The following is a 23,052-nucleotide window of genomic DNA, read 5'->3' as shown; positions in this document are numbered from 1 at the left end:
CCCCAGGACGCCCCTGTCGACGCCTCCCCCGCCGACGAAGCCCCCGCGTCCGAGGATGACCTCAACCGGGTGGTGGAGGTTCGCGTCGAAGGCAACAAGCGCGTGGAGGCGGAGGCCATCCGTCGCGCCTTGCGCACCAAGGTCGGCCAGCCCCTGGCGTCCGCCCGGAGCGCCGAGGACCTCCGGGCCGTGTGGGCCCTGGGGTACTTCCAGAACGTGGAGCTGCTCGTGCAGCGGCTGCCGCGCGGTGTCGCCTACGTCGTCCGCGTCGAGGAGCGGCCCATCGTCCGGTGGGTGACGCTCCAGGGCAACGAGGAGCTGAGCCGGGACGACCTGAAGGAAGAAATCGAGGCCAAGCCCAACACGATTCTGGAGCTGGAGACCGTGCGCAGCACGGTGAAGAAGATCCAGGCCAAGTACGTGGAGAAGGGCTTCTTCCTCGCCGAGGTCAAGTACCAGATCAAGCCCAACGAGGGCGGCAGCGTCGACGTGCTCATCATCATCAACGAGCACGCCAAGGTGATGGTGAAGCAGATCACCTTCATCGGCGCGGAGAAGGTCTCTCCGGCGGAGCTCAAGGAGACGATGATCACCCGCGAGGGTGGCTTCCTCTCCTTCTTCTCGGGTGAGGGCACCTACCGCGAAGAAGCGTTCCAGCGCGACCTGGCCGTCATCCAGATCGCCTACTACGACCGCGGCTTCATCAACGTCAAGATCGACAAGCCCACGGTCCAGCTCAGCGCGGACAAGCGCTACATCTACATCACCCTGCGCATCACCGAGGGCGAGCCCTACGACATCGGGAAGATCGACTTCTCCGGAGACCTGCTCTCCGACGTGTCGAAGGAGCAGATGGCCAGGCTGATGAAGTCGACGCCGGGCCAGCGCTTCAACCGCTCGCAGCTGTCGCAGGACATCCTGGGCCTGTCGGACGTCTACTTCGACCGGGGCTTCGCGTACGCGAACATCAACCCCGTCACCAGCGTCAACGCGGACAACCGCACGGTGGACCTGACCTTCGACGTGCAGAAGGGCCCCCAGGTCACCATCGAGCGCATCGACGTCGTCGGCAACAGCAAGACGCGCGACAAGGTCATCCGCCGCGAGCTGCGCGTGTACGAGGGCGAGCTCTACAGCGGCACCGGTGTGCGCCGCAGCAAGGAGCGCGTCACCGCGCTGGGCTTCTTCGAGACGGTGGAAATCACCCAACGCGCGGGAAGCACCGACGACACCATCGTCCTCCAGGTGGAGGTGAAGGAGAAGGCCACCGGTACCTTCCAGGTGGGCCTGGGCTTCTCCAACGTGGAGAACTTCATCTTCACGGCGCAGATCTCCCAGAACAACTTCCTGGGCTGGGGCCAGAGCGTCTCCGCGTCCGCGCAGATTTCAGGCCTGCGCTCCCTGGTGCAGCTGTCGTTCTATGACCCGTACTTCCTGGACACCAACTACCTGTTGTCCGCGGAGTTCTTCCGCGTCCAGGCCGACTACGACGGCTTCATCCGCAACTCCACCGGTGGCACCATCTCCATCGGCTACCAGTTCATCGACGACCTGCTCGGCACCATCGGCTACACCCGTGAGTGGGTGAACGTGGAGGCGGGCTCGAACCTGGGCGCCGTGCTCCTGGCCAACCAGTTCCTGTCCGGCACCACCAGCGCGGCGCGCCTGTCGCTGTCGTTCGACCGCCGAGACAACCGCCTGTTCCCGTCGCGCGGCTTCATCCACTACGGCTCGGTGGAGCTGGCCCCGGACTTCCTGGGCGGCACGTTCCTCTTCAACCGGTACACGGCCTACTCGCGCCTGTACTTCCCGATGCCGCTGGGCTTCGTCTTCAAGACCAACGCCACCATCGGCTACATCCAGCAGCTCGACTCGAACAAGCCGCTGCCCATCTCCGAGCTGTACTACGTCGGTGGCATCAACAGCGTCCGCGGCTACTACCTGCGCAGCATCAGCCCCTCGGTGAAGGTGCCCCGCTCCGGCAACCCGGACGCCACCGTCACGGACTTCCTCGTCGGCGGCAACAAGCAGCTCGTCTTCAACTTCGAGCTGGAGTTCCCCATCTTCGAGAAGGCCGGCCTGAGAGGCGTGCTCTTCTATGACGCGGGCAATGCTTTCGGCTCGAACGAGCGCTTCTTCCAGGACCGACAGGACAAGCTGCCGCTCGGCCTGTTCCACTCCGCGGGCTTTGGCTTCCGCTGGTTCAGCCCCATCGGCCCCTTGCGCTTCGAGTGGGGCATCCCGCTGACCAGGCGGCCGGAAGACGACCGGATTCTGTTCGAGTTCACTATCGGCAACTTCTTCTGATAAGCCGTCGTCCGTCGTCCCGGCCCCGCCCTGGCGGGAAGGGTTGAACAAGCCCGGGCGTCTGACGTCGGACCCTGTACCCTTCCCTGAGGAGCTGTTGAACATGTCGCTTCGCACCACTGTCGCGGCCATGGCCGCCGTCCTGTCGCTTGCCCTGCCGGTGGCCGCCTCGGCCGCCGACCTGAAGGTCGCCTACGTGGACCTCCAGCGCGTCCTTCTCGAGGTGGACGACGGCAAGGCCGCCAAGGCTCGCCTCCAGAAGTGGCTGGAGGGCAAGCAGAAGGAAATCGACGCCGAGCAGACCGCGCTGCGCACGGAGAAGGAGACGCTGGACAAGCAGGCCAGCGCGATGACTCCCGACGTCCGTGCCCAGAAGGAAGCGGACCTGCAGCGCAAGGTGATGGTGCTCGCCCAGAAGTGGGAGAAGAGCCGCGGCGAGGCCGCCACCAAGGAGCGCCAGGAGATGGAGCCCATCATCAACAAGATCGACCAGGTGGTGGCGTCCATCGCCCAGCGGGACGATCTGGGCATGGTCCTGGACAAGCGCGACTCGGGCATCGTCTTCGCGAAGGCCCAGTACGACATCTCCAACGAAGTGATTCGCTCGTACAACAGCTCGAAGACGACGAAGACGACGGCGGCGAAGGACGCCCCGACGAAGTAATCGGCTCCACGTGAAGACCTCCCCCGCACCCCGACGGCTCGGGGAGCTCGCCGCCCAAGTCGGGGGAGAGCTCCTCGGTGACCCCGAGCAGCTCATCCACGGACTCAACGGGCTCGAGGAAGCCAGCCCGGGAGACGTGTCCTTCTACGGAAACACGCGCTACCGCCGCCAGTTCGAGGCCACGAAGGCCTCGGCCGTGCTGGTCGGCGGTGACGCTTCGCCTCGCGAGGGCGTGGCGCTGGTGCGTGTCTCCAACCCGCACCTCGCCTACGCGAAGCTGCTGCGGCTGTTCCATCCGGCCAACCGTCCCGTGCCTGGAGTCCGTCCCGGCGCGCACGTCCATCCGGAAGCCACCATCCACCCCGAGGCCACGGTGCTCGCCGGAGCCTGTGTGGAAGCGGGCGCCCGCGTGGGCGCGCGCAGCGTGCTGTACCCCGGTGCCTATCTGGGGGAGCACGCCACGGTGGGCGAGGACAGCGTGCTGCACCCCAACGTCACGGTGCGCGAGCGCTGCGTCATCGGCAACCGCGTCATCCTGCACGCGGCCAGCGTGGTGGGCGCGGACGGGTTCGGCTTCGCCTTCAACCCCGAGGGGGAAGAGGGGCCGGAGCACTTCAAGATTCCCCAGGTCGGCAACGTCCGCATCGAGGACGACGTCGAGGTGGGCGCCTGCACCTGCATCGACCGCGCGACGGTGGGCGAGACGGTGGTGGGGCGGGGCAGCAAGCTCGACAACCTGGTTCAGATTGCCCACAACGTGCGCGTGGGGCCCATGTCGCTCATCTGCGCGCAGGCGGGCGTGTCCGGCTCGGCGGAGATTGGCACCGGCGTGGTGCTGGCCGGCCAGGTGGGCGTGGTGGGCCACATCCGCGTGGGCGACCTGGCCAAGGTCGGCGCCCAGTCCGGCGTGGCGCATGACGTCCCGGACGGGCAGGTGGTGAGTGGCAGTCCCGCGATTGCCCACCGCGAGTGGCTGCGTGCCAGCGCGGCGTCGGGGCAGGTGGCGGACATGCTCAAGGAAATGCGGGCCCTGCGCCGCAGGGTGGAGCAGCTCGAAAAGGCGAAGGGGGAGTGATGGACATCGGTGAAATCCAGAACCTGCTGCCGCATCGGTATCCGTTCCTCCTGATTGACCGGGTGGTGGAGATTGTTCCCGGCCAGAAGATCACGGCCTACAAGAACGTCACCATCAACGAGCCCTTCTTCAACGGCCATTTCCCGGGGCACCCGGTGATGCCCGGGGTGCTCATCCTGGAGGCGCTCGCCCAGGCTTCGGCCATCCTTGCGTATAAGAGCGAGAACATGGACCCGACCCAGAAGGTGACCTACCTGATGGGCGTGGACGGCGCTCGCTTCCGCAAGCCGGTGGTGCCGGGAGACAGGCTGCAGCTCCTCATCGAGGTGCTGCGACACAAGGGCGCCGTGTGGAAGACGAAGGGCACGGCGACCGTGGATGGCGTGAAGGTCGCCGAAGGCGAGTTCCTGGCCACCGTGGTGGACAAGAACAAGGACGCTGGAGCGGCAGAGGGCGCGGCGTCCTGACCGCGAGCTGGCGAGGCAGAGGAAACGACATGGCTCAGGTTCATCCCTCCGCGGTGGTTCACCCCGATGCGCGTCTGCACGACACGGTCGAGGTGGGGCCCTTCTCGGTCATTGGTCCCCAGGTGACGATTGGCGAGGGCTCCCGCGTGGGGCCCCACGTCGTCATCGAGGGCCGCACCACGCTCGGCGCGCGCAACCGCATCTTCCAGTTCTCCTCGGTGGGAGCGGACCCGCAGGACTTGAAGTACGCGGGCGAGGACACCGAGCTCACGCTCGGCGACGACAACACGATTCGCGAGTTCGTCACCCTGCACAAGGGCACGGCGGGCGGCGGCGGGGCCACGCGCGTCGGCAACGGCAACCTCTTCATGGCCAACAGCCATGTGGCCCACGACTGCATCGTCGGAGACGGCTGCCGCATCGGCAACGGGTCCGCGCTCGCGGGCCACGTGACGATGGAGGACCACGTCATCATCAGCGGCCTGGCGGCGGTGCACCAGTTCACCCGCCTGGGCAGGTTCGCCTTCATCTCCGGTGGCGCCATGGTGACCATGGACATCCCCCCGTACGCCACGGCGCAGGGCGACCGGGCGGAGCTGGTGGGGCTCAACACCGTGGGCCTGGAGCGCGGAGGCTTCTCCAAGGAGCAGATCGAGCGCATCAAGGAGGCCCACCGCATCCTGTTCCGCTCGAAGCTGGGGCTCCAGGACGCGATGGCGCGGCTGCGCACGGAGCTGGCGGGCCACCCGGAGGTCGACCACCTGGTGGCCTTCATCGCGCAGAGCAAGCGCGGGCTGACGCGTTGAGCGGACTGAAGCGCTAAGCTGCGAACATGGCGCTTGTACTCCCGGACAGTAGAATCGGCCTTATCGCGGGCAACGGGCAGCTTCCGTTCCTCTTCGCGCGCGCGGCGAAGGCACGGGGGCTGGAGGTGGTGGCCGTGGCGCACCGGGGGGAGACAGACCCGGCGCTGGCCTCCGAGGTCGCTTCGCTGACCTGGGTGCGCGTGGGGCAGGTGAACCGCATCCAGAAGGCCTTCCGGGCCGGAGCGGTGAACCAGGCGGCCATGGCGGGCGGAATCGGCCGGGTGAAGGCGCTGAAGGACGCGCGTCCGGACCTGGGGGCCATGCGCATCATCTCCCGCCTGCGCAGCTTCCGGGACGACGCGCTCCTGCGCGCCGTGGCGGCGGACTTCGAGTCACATGGCATCACCATCATCTCCCCCACGGACTTCCTGGGCGAGGTGCTGTGCCCGGAAGGTCACCTCGCGGGGCCTCCGCTGCGCTCAGTGCAATCTCAGGACGTCGCGCTCGGACGCGAAGTCGCCGTGCTGCTGGGGCAGGCGGATGTGGGCCAGACGGTGGTGGTCCACGAGGGCCACGTCCTCGCGCTGGAGGCCGTGGAGGGCACCGACGAGGCCATCCGTCGCGGCGGTCGCCTGCTGGGTGGGCCGGGCGCGGTGGTGGTGAAGCGCTGCAAGCCGCAGCAGGACCTGCGCTTTGATTTGCCCGCCGCCGGGCCCCGCACGCTGGAAGTGATGAAGGAAGTGGGCGCGAAGGTGCTGGCGCTGGAGGCGGGGCGCACCGTGCTGCTGGATGCGCCGGAGCTCTTCGCGGGCGCGCGCGCCGCGGGCATCACCCTCGTCGGCGTGTCCTGAGCAAGCCTCTGGTGGAGAGCAGGTAGGAAGCCGGAGCATGCCTCCCCGGCTGCCCCTGGAAGTGGGTGCGCGCGGGTGAATTCCGTCGCGCCCGGCGCGTCTTGCTCGCGAAGCATTTCCTCGCGGGAAGCATCCGCCTACCCTGTCTCGGTGGAATCCACCCATCCGGACCGCTGTTGCACGCGGCCCGTGACGCCGGAGGTCGACGCCGCGCCATGAATGCCCGCCTGGTACTAGTGCTCAGTCTCGTCGCCGCAACTCCGCTTCCCGCGTTCGCCGACGCCATCCGGGTGTCCCTGGAGGGCCGGGCCGCGGTGGGTGAGGCGCTCCCGGCATTGCTCGTGCACATCGACGAGCCGATTGCCGGCTTCGAGGTGAAGCTCAAGCGCGGCGACGGGAAGGTGGTCGAGGTGAAGGGCGGGGGAAAGCCGGGAATCACCCGGCGCATCGAGCTGGAGCAGCCCGAGGGTCGCTTCCATTACGAGGGCGAGCTGGTGGTGCGCTTCCCCAACGCCGAGTCGGGCAGCATGCCGCTGTCCTTCGACACGGAGCTCAACGGACCGCTGCGGTTGGACGTGCGCTCGGAGGACGTGGACGTCGCGGGGCGCAAGCTTCGCTTCCAGCTCTCGCGTCCCGCGGGCCGCGTGGAGCTGACGGTGCTGATGGACACGGGAAAGAAGGCCTTCGAGGGCGAGGTGCCCTTCAAGGGCGAGCCAGCGGGCACGCCGCTTCCCCTGAGCTGGCCACCCGCCGAGGGCCGGGTGATGAAGATTTCTCTCCGAGCCTTCGACACATCGGACTTCTACACGGGCGTGGACCTCTTCCCCTGGCGAGTGGACATTCCCCACGAAGAGGTGGGCTTCGCCTCGGGCCGCGCGGACATTCCCGCCGCGGAGCGCGGCAAGCTGGACAGGAGCCATGCGTTGATTGCGGAGGCGCTGGCGAAATACGGCCGCTTCGCGGCGGTTCGTCTGTACGTCCTGGGGCACACGGACACCGTGGGCGCCACGGCGGACAACCGGGAGCTGTCGCTCAAGCGGGCCCGGAGCATCGCCGCGGCCTTCCGTCAGCGCGGGCTGAAGGTGCCAATTTTCTACGAGGGGTTTGGTGAGGAGTCGCCAGCGGTGCGGACTCCGGACGAGACGGCGGAGGCAGGCAACCGCCGGGCCGAATACATCATCGCGGTGGAGGACCCGACGCTGGACGGGGCGCCCTTCTCGCCGCGGTGGAGGAAGCTGTAGCGGACGCGAAGACGTGACGAGGAGGCGACGGATGGACGGATTCCAACGGTGGGCCTGGGGCGTGGTGGGTATCTCGCTCCTGGCGGGGGCGGGCTGCGCGCATCAGGCGCCGCTCGCCGTGAGGCGGGAGGTGGAGGCGGACAAGTGCACGCTGATTCAATCCGTACTGAAGGAACCGACGCCGTCGCGCATGGTGGAGGAAATCGCCGCGCAGGGCCGCCACGAGCCCACCCCGGTGCGGGTGTACGTGCGGCGCCCCGAGCAGTCCATGCTGGAGCGCTTCTTCGAGGGAGACGAGCCCCGCTGCGGCGACGCCACCTTCAAAGTCGTGCAGGAGAGCGTCCTCGACGCGGTGGTGGTGTACCTGCAGGAGGTGCGAGAGGGCTACGCGTACGACGCGCGCCGCTCCGGGCCGGACGAGCTCACCCTGGAAGGCACGCCGCAGGGCACGCTGAAGCGCGCGGGCCCGCAGTGGGTCGCGGGCAAGTGAGTTACTTCAGCAATTCCTTGGCGCCGTCCGCGATGAACTGCACGGCGATGGCGGCGAGGATGAGCCCCATGACGCGCTCGACGATGGCGACCCCGGACTGACGCAGCACCCGCTGCACGAGGCCGGAGGCGCGCAGGATGAAGTAGCTGGCCACGAAGGTGAGGATGATGGCCGCCAGCACCGGAAGGGTGGCGGTCATCGAGTTGCCTCGGGCCATCAACACCATGGCGGTGGCAATGGCCCCGGGGCCCGACAGCAGTGGAATGGCCAGCGGGACGATGGCCACGTCCTCCTTCACCGCGCCTTCCTGCTCCTCCGTGGGCGTGGTGCGCGTCGCGGAAGGCCGGGCGCGGAGCATGTCCAGCGAGGTGATGAGCAGGAGGATTCCGCCCGCGACGCGGAAGGCCCCCAGCGACACGCCGAACACCTTGAAGATGATGGTGCCGAAGAGGGCGAAGAACGTCATCAGCCCGCACGCCACCAGACACGCGCGCAGCGCCGTGCGGTGGATCTTCTCCTTCGAGTCCCCGGACGTCATCGCCAGGAACAGCGGCACCACGCCGATGGGGTCCACCACGAAGAAGATGGCCGGCAGCGCGACGAGGAATTGCGCCAGGTAGACCTTCATCACCGCACGCCCTTCCTCGCTACACCGTGAGGCGCAGCTTCCACACCATGGTGAGGGCTTCGGCGAAGATCTTCTTGTTCATCTTCGAGTGACCCACGCGCCGGTCCTCGAAGATGATGGGCACCTCGCGCACGGTGAAGCCGTTCTTCAGCGTGCGGTAGGTGAGCTCAATCTGGAACGCGTAGCCGGTGCTGTGCACGGCATCGAAGTCGATGGCCTCCAGCACCCGGCGGTGGAAGCACTTGAAGCCGCCCGTCAAATCGGAGACGCCCACGCCCAGAATCGTGCGGGCGTAGAGGCTGCCGCCGCGGCTGATGACCTGTCGGCCCACGCCCCAGTTCACGGTGCCGCCGCCGGTGACGTAGCGCGAGCCCAGCACCAGGTCGGAGCCCGCCTCGGCCGCGTCCAGCAGGCTGGGCAGGTAGCGCGGGTCATGGCTGAAGTCCGCGTCCATCTCCAGGATGTACGTGTAGCCCTCGGCCAGGGCCCAGCGGAAGGCGGCGAGGTAGGCGCGACCCAGGCCCTCCTTCTTCTCGCGGTGGAGGACGCGCACGCGCGGCTCCTTCGCCGCGAGCTGGTCGGCCAGCTGCCCCGTGCCGTCGGGCGAGTTGTCATCGACGACGAGGATATCGACGCGGGGGTCGGCCTTGAGCACCGCCAGGGTGATGGCCTCGATGTTTTCCCGCTCGTTGTAGGTGGGGATGCAGACCAGCGCAGGGTTCATGGCCGGGCCGACATACCCTAAATGGCGCGCGGGGGCAGTAGCTCCATCACGGACTCCGCTGCCCGGGTGGCGGCCCCTGCCTCGCCCAGCCGCCCCCGCACCTCCGCCAGGCCCTTGAGCATCTCCTCCCGGGGGGCTCCCGGGCTCCACACCCGGCGGACCTCGTCCGCGATGCGCTCGGGCGTCATCTCCCCCTGGATCAGCTCAGGCACCACGCGCCGGCCCGCCAGCAGGTTGATGAGGGACACGAAGGCCACCTTCAGCATCAGCCGGCCCACCCAGTACGTGATGAGGGACACCCGGTAGATGACGACGAGGGGGCGCTGCATCAGTCCGGCTTCCAACACGGCTGTACCGGAGGCGACTATCGCCGCGTCGCTGGCGCCCACGACTTCCGGGGCTCGCCCGTCCACCAGCACGGGGGTCAGCCCGCTGCCCGCGAAGCGCGAGGCCACCTCCTCGCGAGGGATGGTGGGGGCCACGGGGACCACGACCTGGAGCCCGGGGCGCTCGGCGGACAGGCGCTTCGCGGCTTCCACCATGGTGGGCAGGAGCCTGCGAATCTCGCTCATCCGGCTGCCCGGCAAGAGCGCGAGCGTGGGGGCGTCCTTCGCCAGGCCCAGCTGTTCGCGGAAGGCGACGGCGGTGTCGGGGGCGGGGACCTGCTCGACGACGGGGCTGCCCACGTAGCGGGCGCTCACTCCGGCCTCGCGGTAGAAGGCCTCCTCGAACGGGAGGATGCACAGCATCCGGTCCACCAGCCGTTTGATGGTGCGGACCCGGCCCCGGCGCCACGCCCAGATCATCGGCGAGATGTAATAGGCGATGGGGATGCCCTGGGCCTTGAGCTTCTCGGCCAGCCGCAGGTTGAAGTCGGGGATGTCCACGAGGATGGCCACGTCGGGGCGGCGCTCGGCGGCGGCGTGGGCCAGGCCCTTCATGATTTGGAGGATGCGTGGAATCCGGGGGAGCACCTCGGTGATGCCCATGACGGACACCTCGCGGGCGTCGAAGAGCAGCTCCACCCCCCGGGCGGCCAGGCGCGAGCCGCCCATGCCAAAGAAGGTGAGGTCCGGGCGTTGGGCCTGGAGGGCGGCGACGAGCTCTGCGGCGTGTGCGTCGCCGGAGGCCTCGCCTGCCACGACGAGGATTCGGGGCGGGGGCGTCATGTGAGGGGGGCGCATCGTACCCTGATGCAAGCCAGGGTGAAGGTGTAGACTGCGCTACCCTTGAAGACGCTTCTGCTCGCCGAGAGCCATCCCCCCACGCTCGAACACCTGACGGGTCTGCTCTCCCAGGCCGGGTATTCCGTGCGCGCGGTGAATGACCCTATCGCGGTGCTGGAGCATTTCGCGGCGGACAACCCGGATGTGATGGTGTTGTCGGTGGACCTTCCCCGAGTGGAAGGCATTCACGTGGTGCATCTCATCCGAGGGCACAGCCAGGGCGGGCGGGTGCCGATTGTCGCCATCGACAAGGGGCACCTGGGCCGGGCGCGCGGCGTGAATTCCGTGCTGGACCTCAAGGTGAATGCGTACGTGGCGGACCCGCTCAAGCCGGGCGAGCTGGTGCCTCGCCTGGAGTCGCTGGTGCGCGCGGCGCAGGCGGTGCAGCTGACGGGACTCGCGTCGACGCTGTCACGTCCGGCGGTGAACAGCGGCGACTTGAAGGGCTATCCGCTGCCCGGGCTCCTGCACTCCATCCACCGACTGCGGAGGGATGGTGTGCTGGTGGCGGCGCACCGAGGCCTGAGTCGGCGGGTGTACTTCCTGCGCGGTGGGCCGGTGAGCTTCGACTCGTCGGCGAAGGAGGACTCGCTTCCGCGCTACCTCGTCGAGCGCAAGCTGGCGACGGCGGCGCAGGCGGAGCGGGTGTTGGAGGCGCTGGCCTCCGGGTTGCGCATCGGCGCGGCGCTGGCGGACGCGGGGGTGGAGGCGGCGGGGGAGGAGTTGTCGCAGTTGTTGCGGGACTACACGCGCGACAAGCTGGCGCGGCTGCTGGGCATGCGAGAGGGCCGGTATGCCTTCTACTCCGGCGACGAGTTCACCACCGAGGTCGCCTCGGTGGATCTGCCTCCCCTGGCGCAGATACTCGAGGGCGCGCGGCGCTGCTTCCCGTTGAAGGTGATGGCGGCGTCGTTGAGAGCGAACCTGGGGGAGTACCCGGTGCGCTCGGCCGACTTCGGACGGGACTTGCAGGCCATGGCGCTGGACACGGACGACATCAAGATCGCCATGCAGGTCAATGGCCGCATCGTCCTGAAGGAGCTGCTCGCGCACGGGCGGGGCGAGCTGAGCGCGGCGTACTCGCTCTTGTGGTTCTTGAAGCTGACGGGTGGGGTGACGTTCTCCGCGACGCCGGTGGCGACGGGGGCGGACGTGCTGTCGGCGGCGGTGGTGCCGGACAGGATTGGACCGCGCAAGCGCAAGTCGTTGCCGGTGGAGACGGCGGCGTCGTTGCGTGAGGAGGCGGTGCGCATCATCACCCGCAGCTACTTCGGCAGCCTGGGGTTGGACATCGCGGCGGACGCGGAGGCGGTGGAGCGCGCGTACCACGAGACGGCGATGCGCTTTCATCCGGACACGCTCGCCGAGTTCGACATCTCAGACTTGAAGGACCTGTTGGACTCGGTGCAGGAGAAGCTGTCGGCGTCGTACCGCGTGCTGAGCGTGGAGGAGAAGCGCAAGGCGTATCTCCAGTACCTGTTCAGCAAGCTGGACGTGGGGCGGAACACGGCGGTGGTGGTGGACGCGGAGATTGCGCTGCGCCGGGGTGAGTCCGCGCTGAAGCGGCGCGACTTCCTGTCGGCGATGCATGCGTTCGAGGAAGCGGTGTCGCTCAACCCGCGCGAGCCGGAGTACTACTCCTTCCTTGCCTGGGCGACGTACCAGGCATCGGGCGGTCCCCTGGTTCAACGGGCGCAGAAGGCGCAGAAGGTCTTGAAGAAGGCGCTGTCATTGGGGCCATATGTGGAGCGGCTGCACATCATCGCGGCCATCATCGACACGGACCTCGGGGACGCGCCGTTGGCTCGGAAGAAGCTGCTGAAGGTGCTGGAGTACAACCCGTACTCGCAGCTGGCGAAGGCGGCGTTGCGCAAGGTGGGACGGTAGGGAATGCGGCGGACCCTGTTGCGACTGTTGCGCTATGCGCGCCCGCATGTGGCGGTGCTGGCGGTGGCGTTCGTGTGCATGGCGGTGGTGGGGTTGGCGACGGGGGCGTACGCGTACCTCACGGGCCCCGCGCTGCGCTTCCTGTTGTCGGGAGGCGAGGGCGGCTTCACCGGTGCGGCCCGCGTGCCGTGGCTGTCGAGCCTGTCGCGCGACGCGGCGCTGTGGGGCTTCCCGCTGGTGATGGTGGTGGTGGGCGCGGTGAAGGGCGTGGGGTACCTGGGCCAGTTCTACTTCATGGGCCTGTTCGCGCAGCGGGTGGTGAAGGACGTGCGGCGCGAGCTGTTCACGAAGCTCACGTCCTTGTCCCCCGCGCAGCTCGCGCGCGAGCGGCAGGGTGATTTGCTCAGCCGGTTCACCTCGGACGTCACGGCGGTGGAGGCGGCGGCGATGTACACGGTGGGCTCGTACCTGCGCGACAGCCTCCAGGTCATCATCCTGGCCGGAGTGGCGCTGTCGATGAGCCCGCTGTTGGGTGGCTTGATGCTGGTGGTGATTCCGCTGGCGGCGCTGCCCGCGTCCAGGCTGACGCGCAAGGTGTTGAAGGGCACGCGAGAGGGGCAGACGCAACTGGGTCACCTGGCGGGCCAGCTCCACGAGGGGCTGGGCGGGCTCAGGACGATTCAGGCCTTCAACGGGCAGTCCGCGGAACTGGCGCGCTTCGCCTCGCACGCGAAGGCACACGAGGACGCGGTGGTGGGCGCGGCGTGGGCGCGAGGCGCGGTGCCGGGGGTGATGGAGGTCCTGGCGGCCGCGGCGCTGGCGGGGGCGCTGGCCTACGCGGCGAGCGCGCGGCTGATGGAGCCGGAGGCCCTGTTGTCGCTGCTGACGGCGGTCATCCTGGTGTACCAGCCCGTGAAGGACCTGGGCCGGGTGACGCAGTTCGCGATGCAGGCGGGCGCCGCCGGTGAGCGGCTGTTCGCGCTGTTGGATTTGAAGCACCCGGTGCTGGATGCGCCGGACGCGGTGCCGGCGCCTCCCCTGTCGAGCGCCATTCGGTTGGAGGACGTGCGCTTCGCATACGGAGACCGTCCCGCGCTGGATGGGGTGACGTTGGAGCTGAAGTCGGGTCAGGTGACGGCGCTGGTGGGTGGCAGTGGCGGCGGCAAGAGCACGGTGACGACGCTGCTGCTGCGCTTCGAGCGTCCGCAGTCGGGCCGGCTGCTGCTGGATGGCGTGGACATGGACCGCTACACGGCGGCGAGCCTCCGCGAGCAGCTCGCGCTGGTGACGCAGGAACCGTTGTTGTTCCAGGGCTCGGTGCTGGAGAACCTGCGTTACGCGAGGCCGGAGGCGACGCGCGAGGACGTGGAGGCGGCGGCGAGGGTCGCCAACGCGGACGGGTTCATCCGGGCGTTGCCGCAGGGCTACGACACGCGCATCGGTGAGCGGGGCGTGACGCTGAGCGGAGGGCAGCGGCAGCGCTTGTGCATCGCGCGAGCGGTGTTGGCGCGCGCGAAGGTGCTGATTCTGGACGAGGCCACGAGCAGCCTGGACCCGGAGAGCGAGCGCGAGGTGCAGACCGCGCTGGCGGCGGTGCTGCCGGGGCGTACGGCGCTGGTCATCGCGCACCGGCTGTCGACGGTGGTGAACGCGGACGTGCTCCACGTCATGGAAGCGGGCCGCGCGGTGGAGAGTGGGTCGCACGCGGAGCTGCTCCAGAAGGGTGGTCGCTACGCGGCGCTGTGGCGGATGCAGACGGAGGGGCCTGTCGAGCGAGGCGCCGCGTGAGCGGGTCGCGGGTTTCCAGCGGTGTCGCGCTGCCCAAGGTAGAGGGCGCGACGGTGAGAGCTCAGTCGGCTGCGAGGATGAGTCCGCGCCGTGGAAGCCCTCCCGAGGCGCTTGTGGGTGCCGTGCGATGCCACCCGGCAAGCTCAGGCGGTGGTGGATATGCGCGAGGGCAGCAGGTGCCTTGCGTGGCGGTATGCGCGCTTCACGCAGCAGGCTCGGTCGGTGGTGAGGCGCCGGTGCCGGAGGCGAATCCTCCTCGCGAAGCGGCAGGTCCAGTCAGGCGGGCCGACGGCGAAGTGCCTGATCGGAGCGGAGCATGAACCCGCTTCGCAAGTACGGAGGCAAGGCGGTCCGTGCACTGGCCGGCTTGGTGTTGCTGGTTCTGGGGCTCTGCGGCTTCTTCTCGCTGCCCGCCTCGTACGCGACGTACCCGGTGATTCCGCCGAAGGAGGGCGCGCCGAAGTGGGTCCGGGGCGCGTTCCACGTGCACACCACCCGTTCGGATGGACGAGGCACGCCCCTGTCCGTCGCGCGCGCGGCGAAGGCAGCGGGCCTCGACTTCGTGCTGCTCACGGACCACAACGACTTCACTCCGCCCGCGCCCACGTGGGTGGACGGCGTGTTGCTCGTCCCGGGCATTGAAATCTCCACCTCCGCGGGGCACCTGGTCGCCTTCGGGATGGAGCGCCCCCTGGAGGGCATGAAGCGGTGGATGCCGGCGGGAGACGCCGTGCGCGCCGTGCACGCGGCGGGAGGGACGACGGTCCTCGCGCATCCAGTGCAGCGCCACAACCCGTGGACGGACGCGGAGAGCGCGAGTCAGGCGAAGGGCTTCGAGTTGTACTCGGCGGACACCTTCTTCCGGCACGCGCTGCTCAATCCCGTGAGCCGGTTGTTGCCGGCCGTGGGGGCCTATCTGGCGAACCCGATGCACGGGGTGATGCTGCTCGTCGCGCCAGAGCCCGAGCCCGGTGAGCGCTTCCTGGAGCTGTCACGAGAAGCCCCGCGCCTCGCGTTCTGCGCGCACGATGCCCACGGCCTTCCGTCGTACGAGTCCGTGTTCCGCTCCCTCGCGATGTACCTGCCACCGGAGCAGGTCCCTTCGCCCCTGCCCGAGAACGCGAAGGCGGCGGCGGCGCTGGTGACGGGAGCGCTGCGGGGTGGTGGGGCCGTGTGTTCCTTCCGCGCCCTGGGGGAACCCGAGGGCTTCGCGCTCGAAGGGGTGGACCCCGAGCGCAGGGAGGCTCGGGTGGGGGACGTGCTCAAGGTGCGCCTGCCCGGCCTCCCGGACGTGGACACGGTCCGAGTCGAGGTGTGGGGCGCGGGCCGACTCGGGCCGGACGGGACATCGGTGGAGCTGACGGGGGAGGGCGTGGTGCGGGTGGAGGTGTGGGCAAGGGGGCCAGGGCGCTTCTTCGGCTCTGAATGGCGACCGTGGATTGTCCCGAGCCCCGTGCGTGTACTGCCTCGGGGGCCTGGCATCTGATAGAGGGCCGGGGAGCCGTCCATGCGACTCCTGTACATCCTCGCTACGTATCTTCTCTTCCCGCTGCTCTTCCCGGCGCTCTGCCTGCACCGGAAGACGCGTCATGGCCTATGGCAGCGGCTGGGGTTCTACGCGAAGGGCTCGCTGCCCCCACGAGGCGACGGGCCCGTGGTGTGGTTGCACGGCGCCAGTGCGGGAGACCTGCTGGCGCTGTCCCCCATGTTCGCCCCCCTGCGGGCGCGCTTCCCGGGATGCCAGCTCATCCTGTCGACGATGACGGACAGCGGCCATGCGATGGCGACGGGCCGACTCGCCAAGGACATCGATGGGGTCGTCTACGCGCCGTATGACTTGTGGGGAGCGACGCGCAGGGCGGTGAAGGCGCTCAAGCCGGACGTGTTGGTGCTGGAGTACACGGAGGTGTGGCCCAACCTCATTCGCGCCGCGAAGCGAGGTGGGGCGCGAGTGGTGATGACCAACGGACGCTTCTCTCCGGCGAACGTGGAGCGCTACCGCTGGCTGTTCCGGCTCATCGGCAACCCGCTGAAGGACTTCGACCTGATGTTGATGCGTCACGAGGACGAGGCGCAGCGGGCGAGGAGCCTCGGGGCTCGGCCGGACTGGGTGCTGGTGACGGGGAACACGAAGTTCGACTCGCTGGCCTCGGGGCCGGCGGTGGAGGACGGCGTGTTGCGAGAGGCGCTCGGGCTCCCCGTGGATGCACGGGTGTGGATTGCCGGCAGCACGCACGAGGGCGAGGAGGACGTGTTGCTCGGCGTCTATCGGCGCCTGCTCGTTCGATGGCCGGACCTGCGGCTGGTGATTGCGCCGAGATACGTGGACCGTGCGACCCGAGTGGTGGCGCTGGCGCGTGAGGCGGGCCTGGGGGTTGGCCTCCGCTCGCGGGGCAATCCCGAGCGAGGTCAGGTGGTGGTGCTGGACACCATTGGCGAGCTGTCGCGGGCGTACCGCCTGGCGACGGTGGTCTTCGTGGGCGGTTCGTTCACGAAGCGCGGTGGGCAGAACATCCTGGAGCCCGCGGGACAGGGGAGGCCGGTGTTGTTCGGTCCGCACATGGACAACTTCAAGGACAGCGTGGCGGTGCTCGCGGGGCACGGAGGAATCCAGGTGGAGGACGCCGAGGCGCTGCACGCGAGGCTCACGGAGTTGCTCGAGGCGCCGGGTCGAATCGAGGAGCTGGGGGCCCAAGCGCTGGAGACAGTGGGCCGGATTTCGGGTGCGAGCGAGAGGAACGCCGAGGCGATGACGACGCTCTTTCCCCACGGAAGGGCCGGCCCGCGATGACGCTCATCGTCCACCCGCATTTCCACAAGCGGTACACGGGCGTCACGCGCCACGTCGAGTCGGTCGTCCCGGCGTTGGTGAAGGACACGGGCTCGGAGACGCGAGTCATCGGTTCGGGGCTGAGCGATGGGCTGCCGCGAATCTCCTGGCCGGAGCTGTTGCGACGTGCGCGCACGGAGCCGGTGGTGTGGCATGCGCATCGGAACAACGAGCTGCTCGCGGGGATGTTGCTGAAGCTGGTCGGGCGTCAGGTGCGGTTGGTCTTCACGAGACACACCTCGATGGCGCCGAGCGGCTTCACGCGCTTCATCGCGCGAGGCGCGGATGCGTTGGTGTCATTGACGCGGCAGGTGGCGGAGGTCATCGCGCTGCCGTCGACGGTCATCTCGCATGGCATCGACCTGACGCGCTTCCATCCGCCGGAGGACCGGGCCCAGGCGTGGGAAATACTGGGGCAGGGCGGGCGCTTCGGAGTGGGAGTCATCGGGCGCATCCGGAAGGAGAAGGGGCAGGGCGACTTCCTCGAAGCCGTGCGTCCCTTGCTGCCCGAGCATCCCGAGTGGCAGTCGGTGTTGGTGGGCCTGGCGAAGGGCGCTGACCTGGACTGGGTGAACGGCCTGAGAGCCGGTATCGAGGACAGGGTGTCGCTGGCCGGAGAGCAGTCGGTCATCGAGCCCTGGTACAGGGGGCTCACCGTGCTGGTGCATCCGTCCTATGCGGAGGGGTACTCGCTGGTGCATGTGGAGGCGATGGCCTCCGGCTGCTGCGTGGTGGCGTCGAAGCTGCCGTACCTGGACACGCTCATCGAGCATGGTCGGACGGGTTTCTTCTTCGAGCCCGGAGACGTGAAGGCGTTGCGCGAGCTGCTGGACATGCTGATGCGAGAGCCGGAGCGGGCGCGAGAAGTGGGGCGCAACGCGGCCGAGGAGGCCCGGCGTCGGTGTGGCGTGGAGCACGAAGCGCACGCGCTGGAATCGCTGTACCAGACGCTGGTCAAGCGGTAGCCCGATGCGAGTCCTCCACCTGTTGGCGAGCCCCTTCTTCAGCGGCCCCGCGGAGAACGTCGCGTTGCTCGCGCTGGCGCAGCGAGAGGCTGGCCACGAGGTGACGGTGGCGGTGGACCGTCGGCGCGAGGAGGTGCTGGCGGAAGAGCCCGCGGTGCCACGGCTTCGAGAGCTGGGGTTGTTGGATGACGAGGGGCTGGAGCTGTCGGTGAAGTCTCCGCCCTGGCGAGTGTGGAGCGACTTGCGACGGCTGCGTGCGCGGCGAGTCGACGTGGTGCATTCGCACTTCAGCCATGACCACTTCCTGGCGAGGTGGGGGAGACCCGAGGGGGCGGTGTTGGTCCGCTCTCTTCATGCACCGCGCTCCATCCGCTCCTCGTTGCCGGCGGCGGACGCGTACACGGTGCCAGCAAGTTCCCTGCTCCCCCGCTTGTTGGAGCGAGGAAAGACGGCCCGGGTACTCCCCGCGCTGGTGGACCCGCGCTTTGGCCCCGCGTCGGACCGAGAGGTGTTGCGACACGAACTCGGACTGAAGGGTACGCCGCTGGTGGGCATGGTCTCCACGTTCCAGCCGTCGCGACGGCACGCGGTCGGGGTGGAAGCCTTCGCGCTCTACCGCAAGCAGCGACCCGAGGCGCGCTTCGTCCTGGTGGGAGACGGCGGGTTGCTGGAGGCGACGCGGAGTCAGGTGGCGTCACTGGGGCTGACGGAGGCGGTGGTCTTCGCCGGCTATCAGCAGGGCGCGGACTTCGCGCGGTGGCTGAAGGCCTTGGACGAGGTCTGGCTGTTGGGGCTCGGGAACGACTGGAGTGCGAGAGCAGCGGCGCAGGCCCGAGCCTGTGGGGTGCGAGTGGTGGCGGTGGAGGAAGGAGCTCTCCCCGAGCTGGCGGATGCACGCGTCGCCGAGCCCACGCCTGAAGCGGTGGTGGCTGCTTCATTGTCGGGGCAAAGAGCGCCCGTGGCACACCCGACGAATGCGAGCATCGCCGCCGACGTGCTCGCTCTCTACGAGCAGGTGGCGAGCACGCGCGCTCGCTGAGTTGGGCTGATAGCGTGTCGGAAGCATGTTGACCCTCGACGATGCCCGACGAGCCATGTCGGGACACGCCATGTGCGGAGCCTCCAGGTCTTGAGCACAACCGCTCCCGAGTCTCCCACCGCCATCGAGCGGGTGTTCTACCCGCCGTCGCCCGAGCCCTGGGGCCGGCGTGCCCTGCTGTCCCCGCTCACGGCGCTGTCATGGACCTATGCCGCGGCGGTGCATCTGCGAGGCGCCCTGTATGACCTGGGCCTCCTGCGCGCCGAGCGGGTGGAAGGCCTGCGCGTCGTCTCCGTGGGCAACCTCAACGTGGGAGGAACAGGGAAGACGCCCGCGGTGCTCCACCTGGCGGACCTGCTGGTGCGCGAGGGCCGCAAGGTCGGCATCCTCACGCGGGGCTACGGGCGTCGCTCGCAAGAGCCGCTCACCTTCACGGGGGCGGAGTCACAACCCTCGGTGGAGGACGCGGGGGATGAACCCTTGCTGCTCGCGCGCCGCTGCCCGAGCGTGAGGATCTTCGTGAACGCGGACCGTGTCTCCAGCGCCTACCGGGCGCGAGACGAGTACGGCCTGGACACGGTGCTCCTCGACGACGGCTTCCAACACCGACGCCTCGCGCGAGACGAGAACCTCGTCGTGGTGGATGAGGCCGTGGGGCTCGGCAATGGCCACCTGCTGCCGAGAGGGCCGCTGCGAGAGCCCGCTTCGTCCCTGAGGAGGGCCACGTTGCTCTGGGTGCGAACGTCCACCGCTCCGGGCGCGAGCGAGTCCCCGCCCGTACCGTTCGACGCGAGGACCCTGGGGCTGCCGCGGGAGGGAGAAGGACTTCCGCGCGTCCGCGCACGCTATGGACCTTCGGCCTGGGTGGACCCGTCGGGAGGGCTGCATCCCACGGGAGCGCTGAGTGGCCAGGGGGTGCTGGCATTGGCGGGCCTCGGTCGGCCGGGGGGCTTCTTGAAGACGCTGAAGTCCCTCGGCGTAGAGGTGCTCGATGCGGCGCTCTTCCCGGACCACCACCGCTTCACGGTGGACGAGTTGCGTGACGTGGAGGCTCGGGCGGTGAAGCTGGGGGCGGTGAAGGTCGTGACGACGGAGAAGGACGCGGTGCGTCTGCCCGTGGGGTTCTCGGCCTGGAAGGTCCGGTTGGGGGTGGACGTGCTGGAGGGCGAGTCGCATCTGCGTCGAGCGCTCGGCCTGTCGGGTGCGTCTGCCGACTTGTGAGACGCGGAGGGCTGTGGGACAAACCGCCGCCATGGCCGCAGTCTCGCCCGTCCGCTCGTCGCCTCTGCCCACTCGCCTGCCGCTCGCGTTCGCGCGCCGCAGGGTGTTGCTGGTGGGGGACCTGGTCGCAGACCACTACATCTACGGGCAGACGGACCGGGTGAGCCGCGAGGCCCCGGTGCTCATCGTCCGCTACGAATCCGCCGAGGTGAAGCTGGGTGGAGGGGCGAACGTGGCGGCCAATGTTCGTGCGCTGACGGGGCAGGTAACGGCCGTCGGAATGCTGGGCGCGGATGAGATGGGCCGCGAGCTGCGCCGCCTGTTCTCCGAGTCGGGAGTGCGCTTGCACGCGGTGGGTGGACGGGGCCTGGCGACCGAGACGAAGACCCGCATCCTCGCGGGCGGCGTGAGCACGACGCGACAGCAGATGCTTCGTCTGGACCGGGGCCAGCGCTCGGCCTTTCCTCCGAGTGTGCGCAAGGCCCTGGCGAAGCACGTGGCCGAAGCGGCGAAGGACGCGGACGCGGTGGTCGTCTCGGACTACGGCGCGGGAGTGCTGAGCGACGAGGTGCGCGAGGTGTTGCGGAAGCTGGCGGCGGATGGGCTGCCGGTGTGCGTGGACAGTCGCTATGCGCTGTCATCGTTCTCGGGGCTGACGGTGTGCAAGCCCAACGAGCCGGAGCTGGAGGCCTTGGCGGGGCGTCCCGTGCGTTCGCAGGAGGACTTGCTGGCGGCGGGCCACGAGGCGGTGCGCAGGCTGGGGTGTCGAGCGCTGCTGGTGACGCGCGGCCGGCACGGCATGGCGCTCTTCGACGCGGACGGAGGGGTGGACCTCATTCCGGTACACGGCGCGAAGGCGGCGGTGGACGTGACAGGCGCTGGAGACACGGTGATTGCGACGTTCTCCCTGGCGCTGGCGGCGGGGGCTTCGTTCGGTGAGGCCGCGAGGCTGGCGAACGTCGCGGGTTCGATGGTCGTGCAGAAGTCGGGCACCGCGACGGTGTCACGAGACGAGCTGCTGGCGGAGCTGCGGAGCGCGCGATGAACACCTTGGACAAGATTCAGTCGCTCGAACAGGTGGCGGAGGCGAGGGCTCGCTGGAAGGCCGAGGGCCGCACGGTGGCGCTCGCGAACGGCGTGTTCGACCTCTTGCACGTGGGGCACGTGCGGTACCTGGAAGGTGCCCGCGAACTGGCGGATGTGCTGGTGGTGGCGGTGAACTCGGATGCCTCGACGCGGGCGTACAAGGGACCTGGCCGGCCACACATCCCCGAGGGAGAGCGCGCGGAGTTGGTCGCCGCGCTCGCGTGCACGGACCGGGTCATCGTCTTCGACGAGCCCAACGTGCGCGGCATCATTCGAGTGCTGAAGCCGGACGTGCATGTGAAGGGGACGGACTACACGCCGGACACCATCCCCGAGGGGGACGAGGTCCGGGCCTACGGCGGGCGCACGGCGGTTTCGGGAGACCCGAAGGACCACAGCACGACGGAGCTGGCGCGCCGGCTCGGCCGCGAGAGCGCGAAGTAGGGCATGCCGACCCTGGATGAGGGGCTCCTGGCGGTGCTGGGCTGTACCCAGTGCAAGGGCCCGCTCACCGTCATCGAGCAGGCGGAGCAGGTGAAGGTCCGCTGTTCCCGATGCCACTGTGAGTGGCCCGTGGAGGAGGGAGTGCCTCATCTACTCCACGAGCGGATGTCCCGGTACGACGCGCCTGGCGAGTGAGCTGCGCCGCGAAACAGCGGGGCTCTGCGGCGGCGCGAGTCGCTAACCCCTGGCCGCCGGCTCCGTCGACAAGGTTGTGAGGCCGACCATCGCCTCGCGAGTGAGCTGTGCCGCGAAGGAGCGGGCCTCTTTGGCGGCGTGAGTCTCCATATCCTGACTGCCGACTCCGTCGACAAGGCAGCGAGGTCGACCGTCGCCTAGCGAGTGAGTTGCGCCGCGAAGGAACGGGCTTCTTCGGCGGCGCGAGACTCCAGCGCCTGCCCTCCTGCACCATCGACGAGGCTGGTGAGGTCGACCATCCGGTGAGGGGCATACGCATGGCCCCACCGCTCCATGTCCATGCGGAGGAAGTACGCCAGCGTCGGAGCGCCCACGGACACCGACAGGTGCATGGGCCCGGTGTTGTTGCAGATGGTGAGGCCGGCGGCGCGCATGAGCGCGGCGAGCTCGTCCAGGTTCGTCGCGGGCGCGAGTCGCGCGCCGGGAGCGGCCGACACCACGGAGCGGGCGAGCTCCTCTTCGCCAGGACCCCACGTGACGATGGGAACGCGACCGGATTCGAGGAGCGCGCGAGCCGCCGCGGCAAAGGCCTCGGGAGGGATGCGTCGAGGCCCCAGCCGGCCCCCCGGGTTGATGACCGCCTTGGGTGTGCTGGCGTCCGCCTCCAGGAAGGCGCGGAACGGGGCCCCGATGTTGGGCTCGCGGAAGGAGAGTCCCCGAGCCAGCGAGCCGCCCGTGACAGGGGTCAGCAAGTGCGTGCGCTGAAGCGCCTCGCTCCGGCTGTCGGCGCGGGCCGGGACGGAGAGAGAGTGGAGGCCGGACACCGGCCAGACGCTCGGCCCGATGACCACGGCACGAGGGCCCGCGAGGCGAGACACCAGGGCGCTCGTGACGGACGGGGCTTCCCAGTTGGCGCAGTCGACCACCAGGTCATACCCGGCGCGGCGGAGGGCTCGGATTCCCGGGGCCAGGGGGCCCATCCAGATGCGCCGCCGGTCGAACGCGATGACCTGGTCCGCGTCAGGGTGACCGGCCAGGACTCGGGCCACCTTGGCGTGGACGAGCACATGCACCTCGGGGGTGGGGTGCACGTGCGCCTTGAGGGTGCGCAGGAGGGG

General features: G+C 69.0%; 22 protein-coding genes. 18 read left to right on the top strand and 4 right to left on the bottom strand.

The window, feature by feature from the left end; translation table 11 throughout:
• Positions 1–69 precede the first annotated feature (69 nt).
• The 8 genes from bamA to HUW62_RS32480 all read left to right on the top strand — a co-directional run bounded on the left by bamA (position 70) and on the right by HUW62_RS32480 (position 7,901).
• Positions 70–2,307 carry an outer membrane protein assembly factor BamA gene (gene bamA, locus HUW62_RS32515; RefSeq protein WP_176436607.1) on the top strand — a complete coding sequence of 746 codons (2,238 nt, stop codon included), beginning with the start codon at positions 70–72 and terminating at the stop codon, positions 2,305–2,307.
• Positions 2,308–2,410: 103 nt separating this feature from the next.
• Entirely contained in the window at positions 2,411–2,971 is a 561-nt protein-coding gene (locus tag HUW62_RS32510) for an OmpH family outer membrane protein (RefSeq protein ID WP_163869718.1), read from the top strand.
• Between the two features lie 10 nt (positions 2,972–2,981).
• Complete coding sequence (gene lpxD, locus HUW62_RS32505) at positions 2,982–4,046, top strand: UDP-3-O-(3-hydroxymyristoyl)glucosamine N-acyltransferase (protein WP_176436605.1); 1,065 nt, start codon at positions 2,982–2,984, stop codon at positions 4,044–4,046.
• On the top strand, positions 4,046–4,513 hold the full coding sequence (fabZ, locus tag HUW62_RS32500; RefSeq protein ID WP_141648302.1) for a 3-hydroxyacyl-ACP dehydratase FabZ: 468 nt from the start codon (positions 4,046–4,048) through the stop codon (positions 4,511–4,513). The genes lpxD and fabZ overlap by 1 nt, the downstream gene beginning before the upstream one ends.
• Positions 4,514–4,542: 29 nt before the next feature.
• Complete coding sequence (gene lpxA / locus HUW62_RS32495; protein WP_163869720.1) at positions 4,543–5,319, top strand: acyl-ACP--UDP-N-acetylglucosamine O-acyltransferase; 777 nt, start codon at positions 4,543–4,545, stop codon at positions 5,317–5,319.
• 26 nt (positions 5,320–5,345) lie between these two features.
• Positions 5,346–6,170: an LpxI family protein gene (locus HUW62_RS32490; protein ID WP_176436604.1), complete on the top strand. Its 825-nt coding sequence runs from the start codon at positions 5,346–5,348 to the stop codon at positions 6,168–6,170.
• Positions 6,171–6,385: 215 nt separating this feature from the next.
• Entirely contained in the window at positions 6,386–7,411 is a 1,026-nt protein-coding gene (locus HUW62_RS32485) for an OmpA family protein (RefSeq protein WP_176436603.1), read from the top strand.
• A 31-nt stretch (positions 7,412–7,442) separates the two neighbouring features.
• Positions 7,443–7,901 (top strand): hypothetical protein, encoded by a 459-nt coding sequence (locus tag HUW62_RS32480; RefSeq protein ID WP_163869723.1) that lies wholly within the window; start codon positions 7,443–7,445, stop codon positions 7,899–7,901.
• Position 7,902: 1 nt separating this feature from the next.
• Here the strand turns inward: HUW62_RS32480 and HUW62_RS32475 are convergent, their stop codons facing one another.
• The 3 genes from HUW62_RS32475 to lpxB are packed head-to-tail and all read right to left on the bottom strand — an operon-like array spanning position 7,903 to position 10,422.
• Positions 7,903–8,529 carry a MarC family protein gene (locus tag HUW62_RS32475; RefSeq protein ID WP_163869724.1) on the bottom strand — a complete coding sequence of 209 codons (627 nt, stop codon included), beginning with the start codon at positions 8,527–8,529 and terminating at the stop codon, positions 7,903–7,905.
• Between the two features lie 19 nt (positions 8,530–8,548).
• Positions 8,549–9,253, bottom strand: coding sequence for a polyprenol monophosphomannose synthase (locus HUW62_RS32470; protein ID WP_163869725.1), 705 nt, complete (start codon positions 9,251–9,253; stop codon positions 8,549–8,551).
• 17 nt (positions 9,254–9,270) lie between these two features.
• A complete protein-coding gene (lpxB, locus tag HUW62_RS32465) occupies positions 9,271–10,422 on the bottom strand; it encodes a lipid-A-disaccharide synthase (RefSeq protein ID WP_163869726.1) in 1,152 nt (383 codons plus the stop codon).
• A gap of 60 nt (positions 10,423–10,482) precedes the next feature.
• Here lpxB and HUW62_RS32460 point away from each other — a divergent pair, with 60 nt between their 5' ends.
• The 10 genes from HUW62_RS32460 (at position 10,483) to HUW62_RS32415 (ending at position 21,934) form a co-directional block, all read left to right on the top strand.
• The gene (locus HUW62_RS32460) at positions 10,483–12,366 is read left to right on the top strand and encodes a DUF4388 domain-containing protein (RefSeq protein ID WP_163869727.1); all 1,884 of its coding nucleotides are present in this window, start codon (positions 10,483–10,485) and stop codon (positions 12,364–12,366) included.
• Between the two features lie 3 nt (positions 12,367–12,369).
• On the top strand, positions 12,370–14,154 hold the full coding sequence (locus HUW62_RS32455; RefSeq protein WP_176436602.1) for an ABC transporter ATP-binding protein: 1,785 nt from the start codon (positions 12,370–12,372) through the stop codon (positions 14,152–14,154).
• Positions 14,155–14,470: 316 nt separating this feature from the next.
• A complete protein-coding gene (locus tag HUW62_RS32450; protein ID WP_176436601.1) occupies positions 14,471–15,640 on the top strand; it encodes a PHP domain-containing protein in 1,170 nt (389 codons plus the stop codon).
• Between the two features lie 21 nt (positions 15,641–15,661).
• Positions 15,662–16,945 (top strand): 3-deoxy-D-manno-octulosonic acid transferase, encoded by a 1,284-nt coding sequence (locus HUW62_RS32445; RefSeq protein ID WP_176436600.1) that lies wholly within the window; start codon positions 15,662–15,664, stop codon positions 16,943–16,945.
• A complete protein-coding gene (locus tag HUW62_RS32440) occupies positions 16,942–17,949 on the top strand; it encodes a glycosyltransferase family 4 protein (protein ID WP_176436599.1) in 1,008 nt (335 codons plus the stop codon). Before HUW62_RS32445 ends, HUW62_RS32440 begins: the two co-directional genes overlap by 4 nt.
• Positions 17,950–17,953: 4 nt before the next feature.
• The gene (locus tag HUW62_RS32435) at positions 17,954–18,988 is read left to right on the top strand and encodes a glycosyltransferase (protein WP_163869732.1); all 1,035 of its coding nucleotides are present in this window, start codon (positions 17,954–17,956) and stop codon (positions 18,986–18,988) included.
• Between the two features lie 90 nt (positions 18,989–19,078).
• Positions 19,079–20,209 (top strand): tetraacyldisaccharide 4'-kinase, encoded by a 1,131-nt coding sequence (gene lpxK / locus HUW62_RS32430; RefSeq protein WP_163869733.1) that lies wholly within the window; start codon positions 19,079–19,081, stop codon positions 20,207–20,209.
• 31 nt (positions 20,210–20,240) lie between these two features.
• Positions 20,241–21,254: a bifunctional heptose 7-phosphate kinase/heptose 1-phosphate adenyltransferase gene (locus tag HUW62_RS32425; protein ID WP_163869734.1), complete on the top strand. Its 1,014-nt coding sequence runs from the start codon at positions 20,241–20,243 to the stop codon at positions 21,252–21,254.
• Positions 21,251–21,739 (top strand): adenylyltransferase/cytidyltransferase family protein, encoded by a 489-nt coding sequence (locus HUW62_RS32420; RefSeq protein ID WP_163869735.1) that lies wholly within the window; start codon positions 21,251–21,253, stop codon positions 21,737–21,739. Before HUW62_RS32425 ends, HUW62_RS32420 begins: the two co-directional genes overlap by 4 nt.
• Before the next feature lie 3 nt (positions 21,740–21,742).
• Positions 21,743–21,934 carry a hypothetical protein gene (locus HUW62_RS32415; protein ID WP_163869736.1) on the top strand — a complete coding sequence of 64 codons (192 nt, stop codon included), beginning with the start codon at positions 21,743–21,745 and terminating at the stop codon, positions 21,932–21,934.
• Positions 21,935–22,131: 197 nt separating this feature from the next.
• On the opposite strand, the gene HUW62_RS32410 is transcribed toward HUW62_RS32415, so the two are convergent.
• Positions 22,132–23,052, bottom strand: a 921-nt coding sequence (locus HUW62_RS32410) for a glycosyltransferase family 9 protein (protein WP_176436598.1), incomplete at its 5' end; no start/stop codon positions are given.

The sequence above is a fragment of the Myxococcus sp. AM011 genome (assembly GCF_013372595.1).
In the GTDB taxonomy this organism is placed as follows: Bacteria; Myxococcota; Myxococcia; order Myxococcales; family Myxococcaceae; genus Myxococcus; species Myxococcus eversor.
The sequence above is the reverse complement of the archived record's forward strand: the minus strand, read 5'-3'. Positions and strand labels throughout refer to the sequence as shown.

Excerpts from the sequence above, each read along its gene's own strand:
- HUW62_RS32510 (WP_163869718.1), top strand. The coding sequence starts at position 2,411 with ATGTCGCTTCGCACCACTGTCGCGGCCATGGCCGCCGTCCTGTCGCTT.
- fabZ (WP_141648302.1), top strand. The coding sequence starts at position 4,046 with ATGGACATCGGTGAAATCCAGAACCTGCTGCCGCATCGGTATCCGTTC.
- lpxA (WP_163869720.1), top strand. The coding sequence starts at position 4,543 with ATGGCTCAGGTTCATCCCTCCGCGGTGGTTCACCCCGATGCGCGTCTG.
- HUW62_RS32490 (WP_176436604.1), top strand. The coding sequence starts at position 5,346 with ATGGCGCTTGTACTCCCGGACAGTAGAATCGGCCTTATCGCGGGCAAC.
- HUW62_RS32485 (WP_176436603.1), top strand. The coding sequence starts at position 6,386 with ATGAATGCCCGCCTGGTACTAGTGCTCAGTCTCGTCGCCGCAACTCCG.
- HUW62_RS32480 (WP_163869723.1), top strand. The coding sequence starts at position 7,443 with ATGGACGGATTCCAACGGTGGGCCTGGGGCGTGGTGGGTATCTCGCTC.
- HUW62_RS32475 (WP_163869724.1), bottom strand. The coding sequence starts at position 8,529 with ATGAAGGTCTACCTGGCGCAATTCCTCGTCGCGCTGCCGGCCATCTTC.
- HUW62_RS32470 (WP_163869725.1), bottom strand. The coding sequence starts at position 9,253 with ATGAACCCTGCGCTGGTCTGCATCCCCACCTACAACGAGCGGGAAAAC.
- lpxB (WP_163869726.1), bottom strand. The coding sequence starts at position 10,422 with ATGACGCCCCCGCCCCGAATCCTCGTCGTGGCAGGCGAGGCCTCCGGC.
- HUW62_RS32455 (WP_176436602.1), top strand. The coding sequence starts at position 12,370 with ATGCGGCGGACCCTGTTGCGACTGTTGCGCTATGCGCGCCCGCATGTG.
- HUW62_RS32450 (WP_176436601.1), top strand. The coding sequence starts at position 14,471 with ATGAACCCGCTTCGCAAGTACGGAGGCAAGGCGGTCCGTGCACTGGCC.
- HUW62_RS32445 (WP_176436600.1), top strand. The coding sequence starts at position 15,662 with ATGCGACTCCTGTACATCCTCGCTACGTATCTTCTCTTCCCGCTGCTC.
- HUW62_RS32440 (WP_176436599.1), top strand. The coding sequence starts at position 16,942 with ATGACGCTCATCGTCCACCCGCATTTCCACAAGCGGTACACGGGCGTC.
- HUW62_RS32435 (WP_163869732.1), top strand. The coding sequence starts at position 17,954 with ATGCGAGTCCTCCACCTGTTGGCGAGCCCCTTCTTCAGCGGCCCCGCG.
- HUW62_RS32425 (WP_163869734.1), top strand. The coding sequence starts at position 20,241 with ATGGCCGCAGTCTCGCCCGTCCGCTCGTCGCCTCTGCCCACTCGCCTG.
- HUW62_RS32420 (WP_163869735.1), top strand. The coding sequence starts at position 21,251 with ATGAACACCTTGGACAAGATTCAGTCGCTCGAACAGGTGGCGGAGGCG.
- HUW62_RS32415 (WP_163869736.1), top strand. The coding sequence starts at position 21,743 with ATGCCGACCCTGGATGAGGGGCTCCTGGCGGTGCTGGGCTGTACCCAG.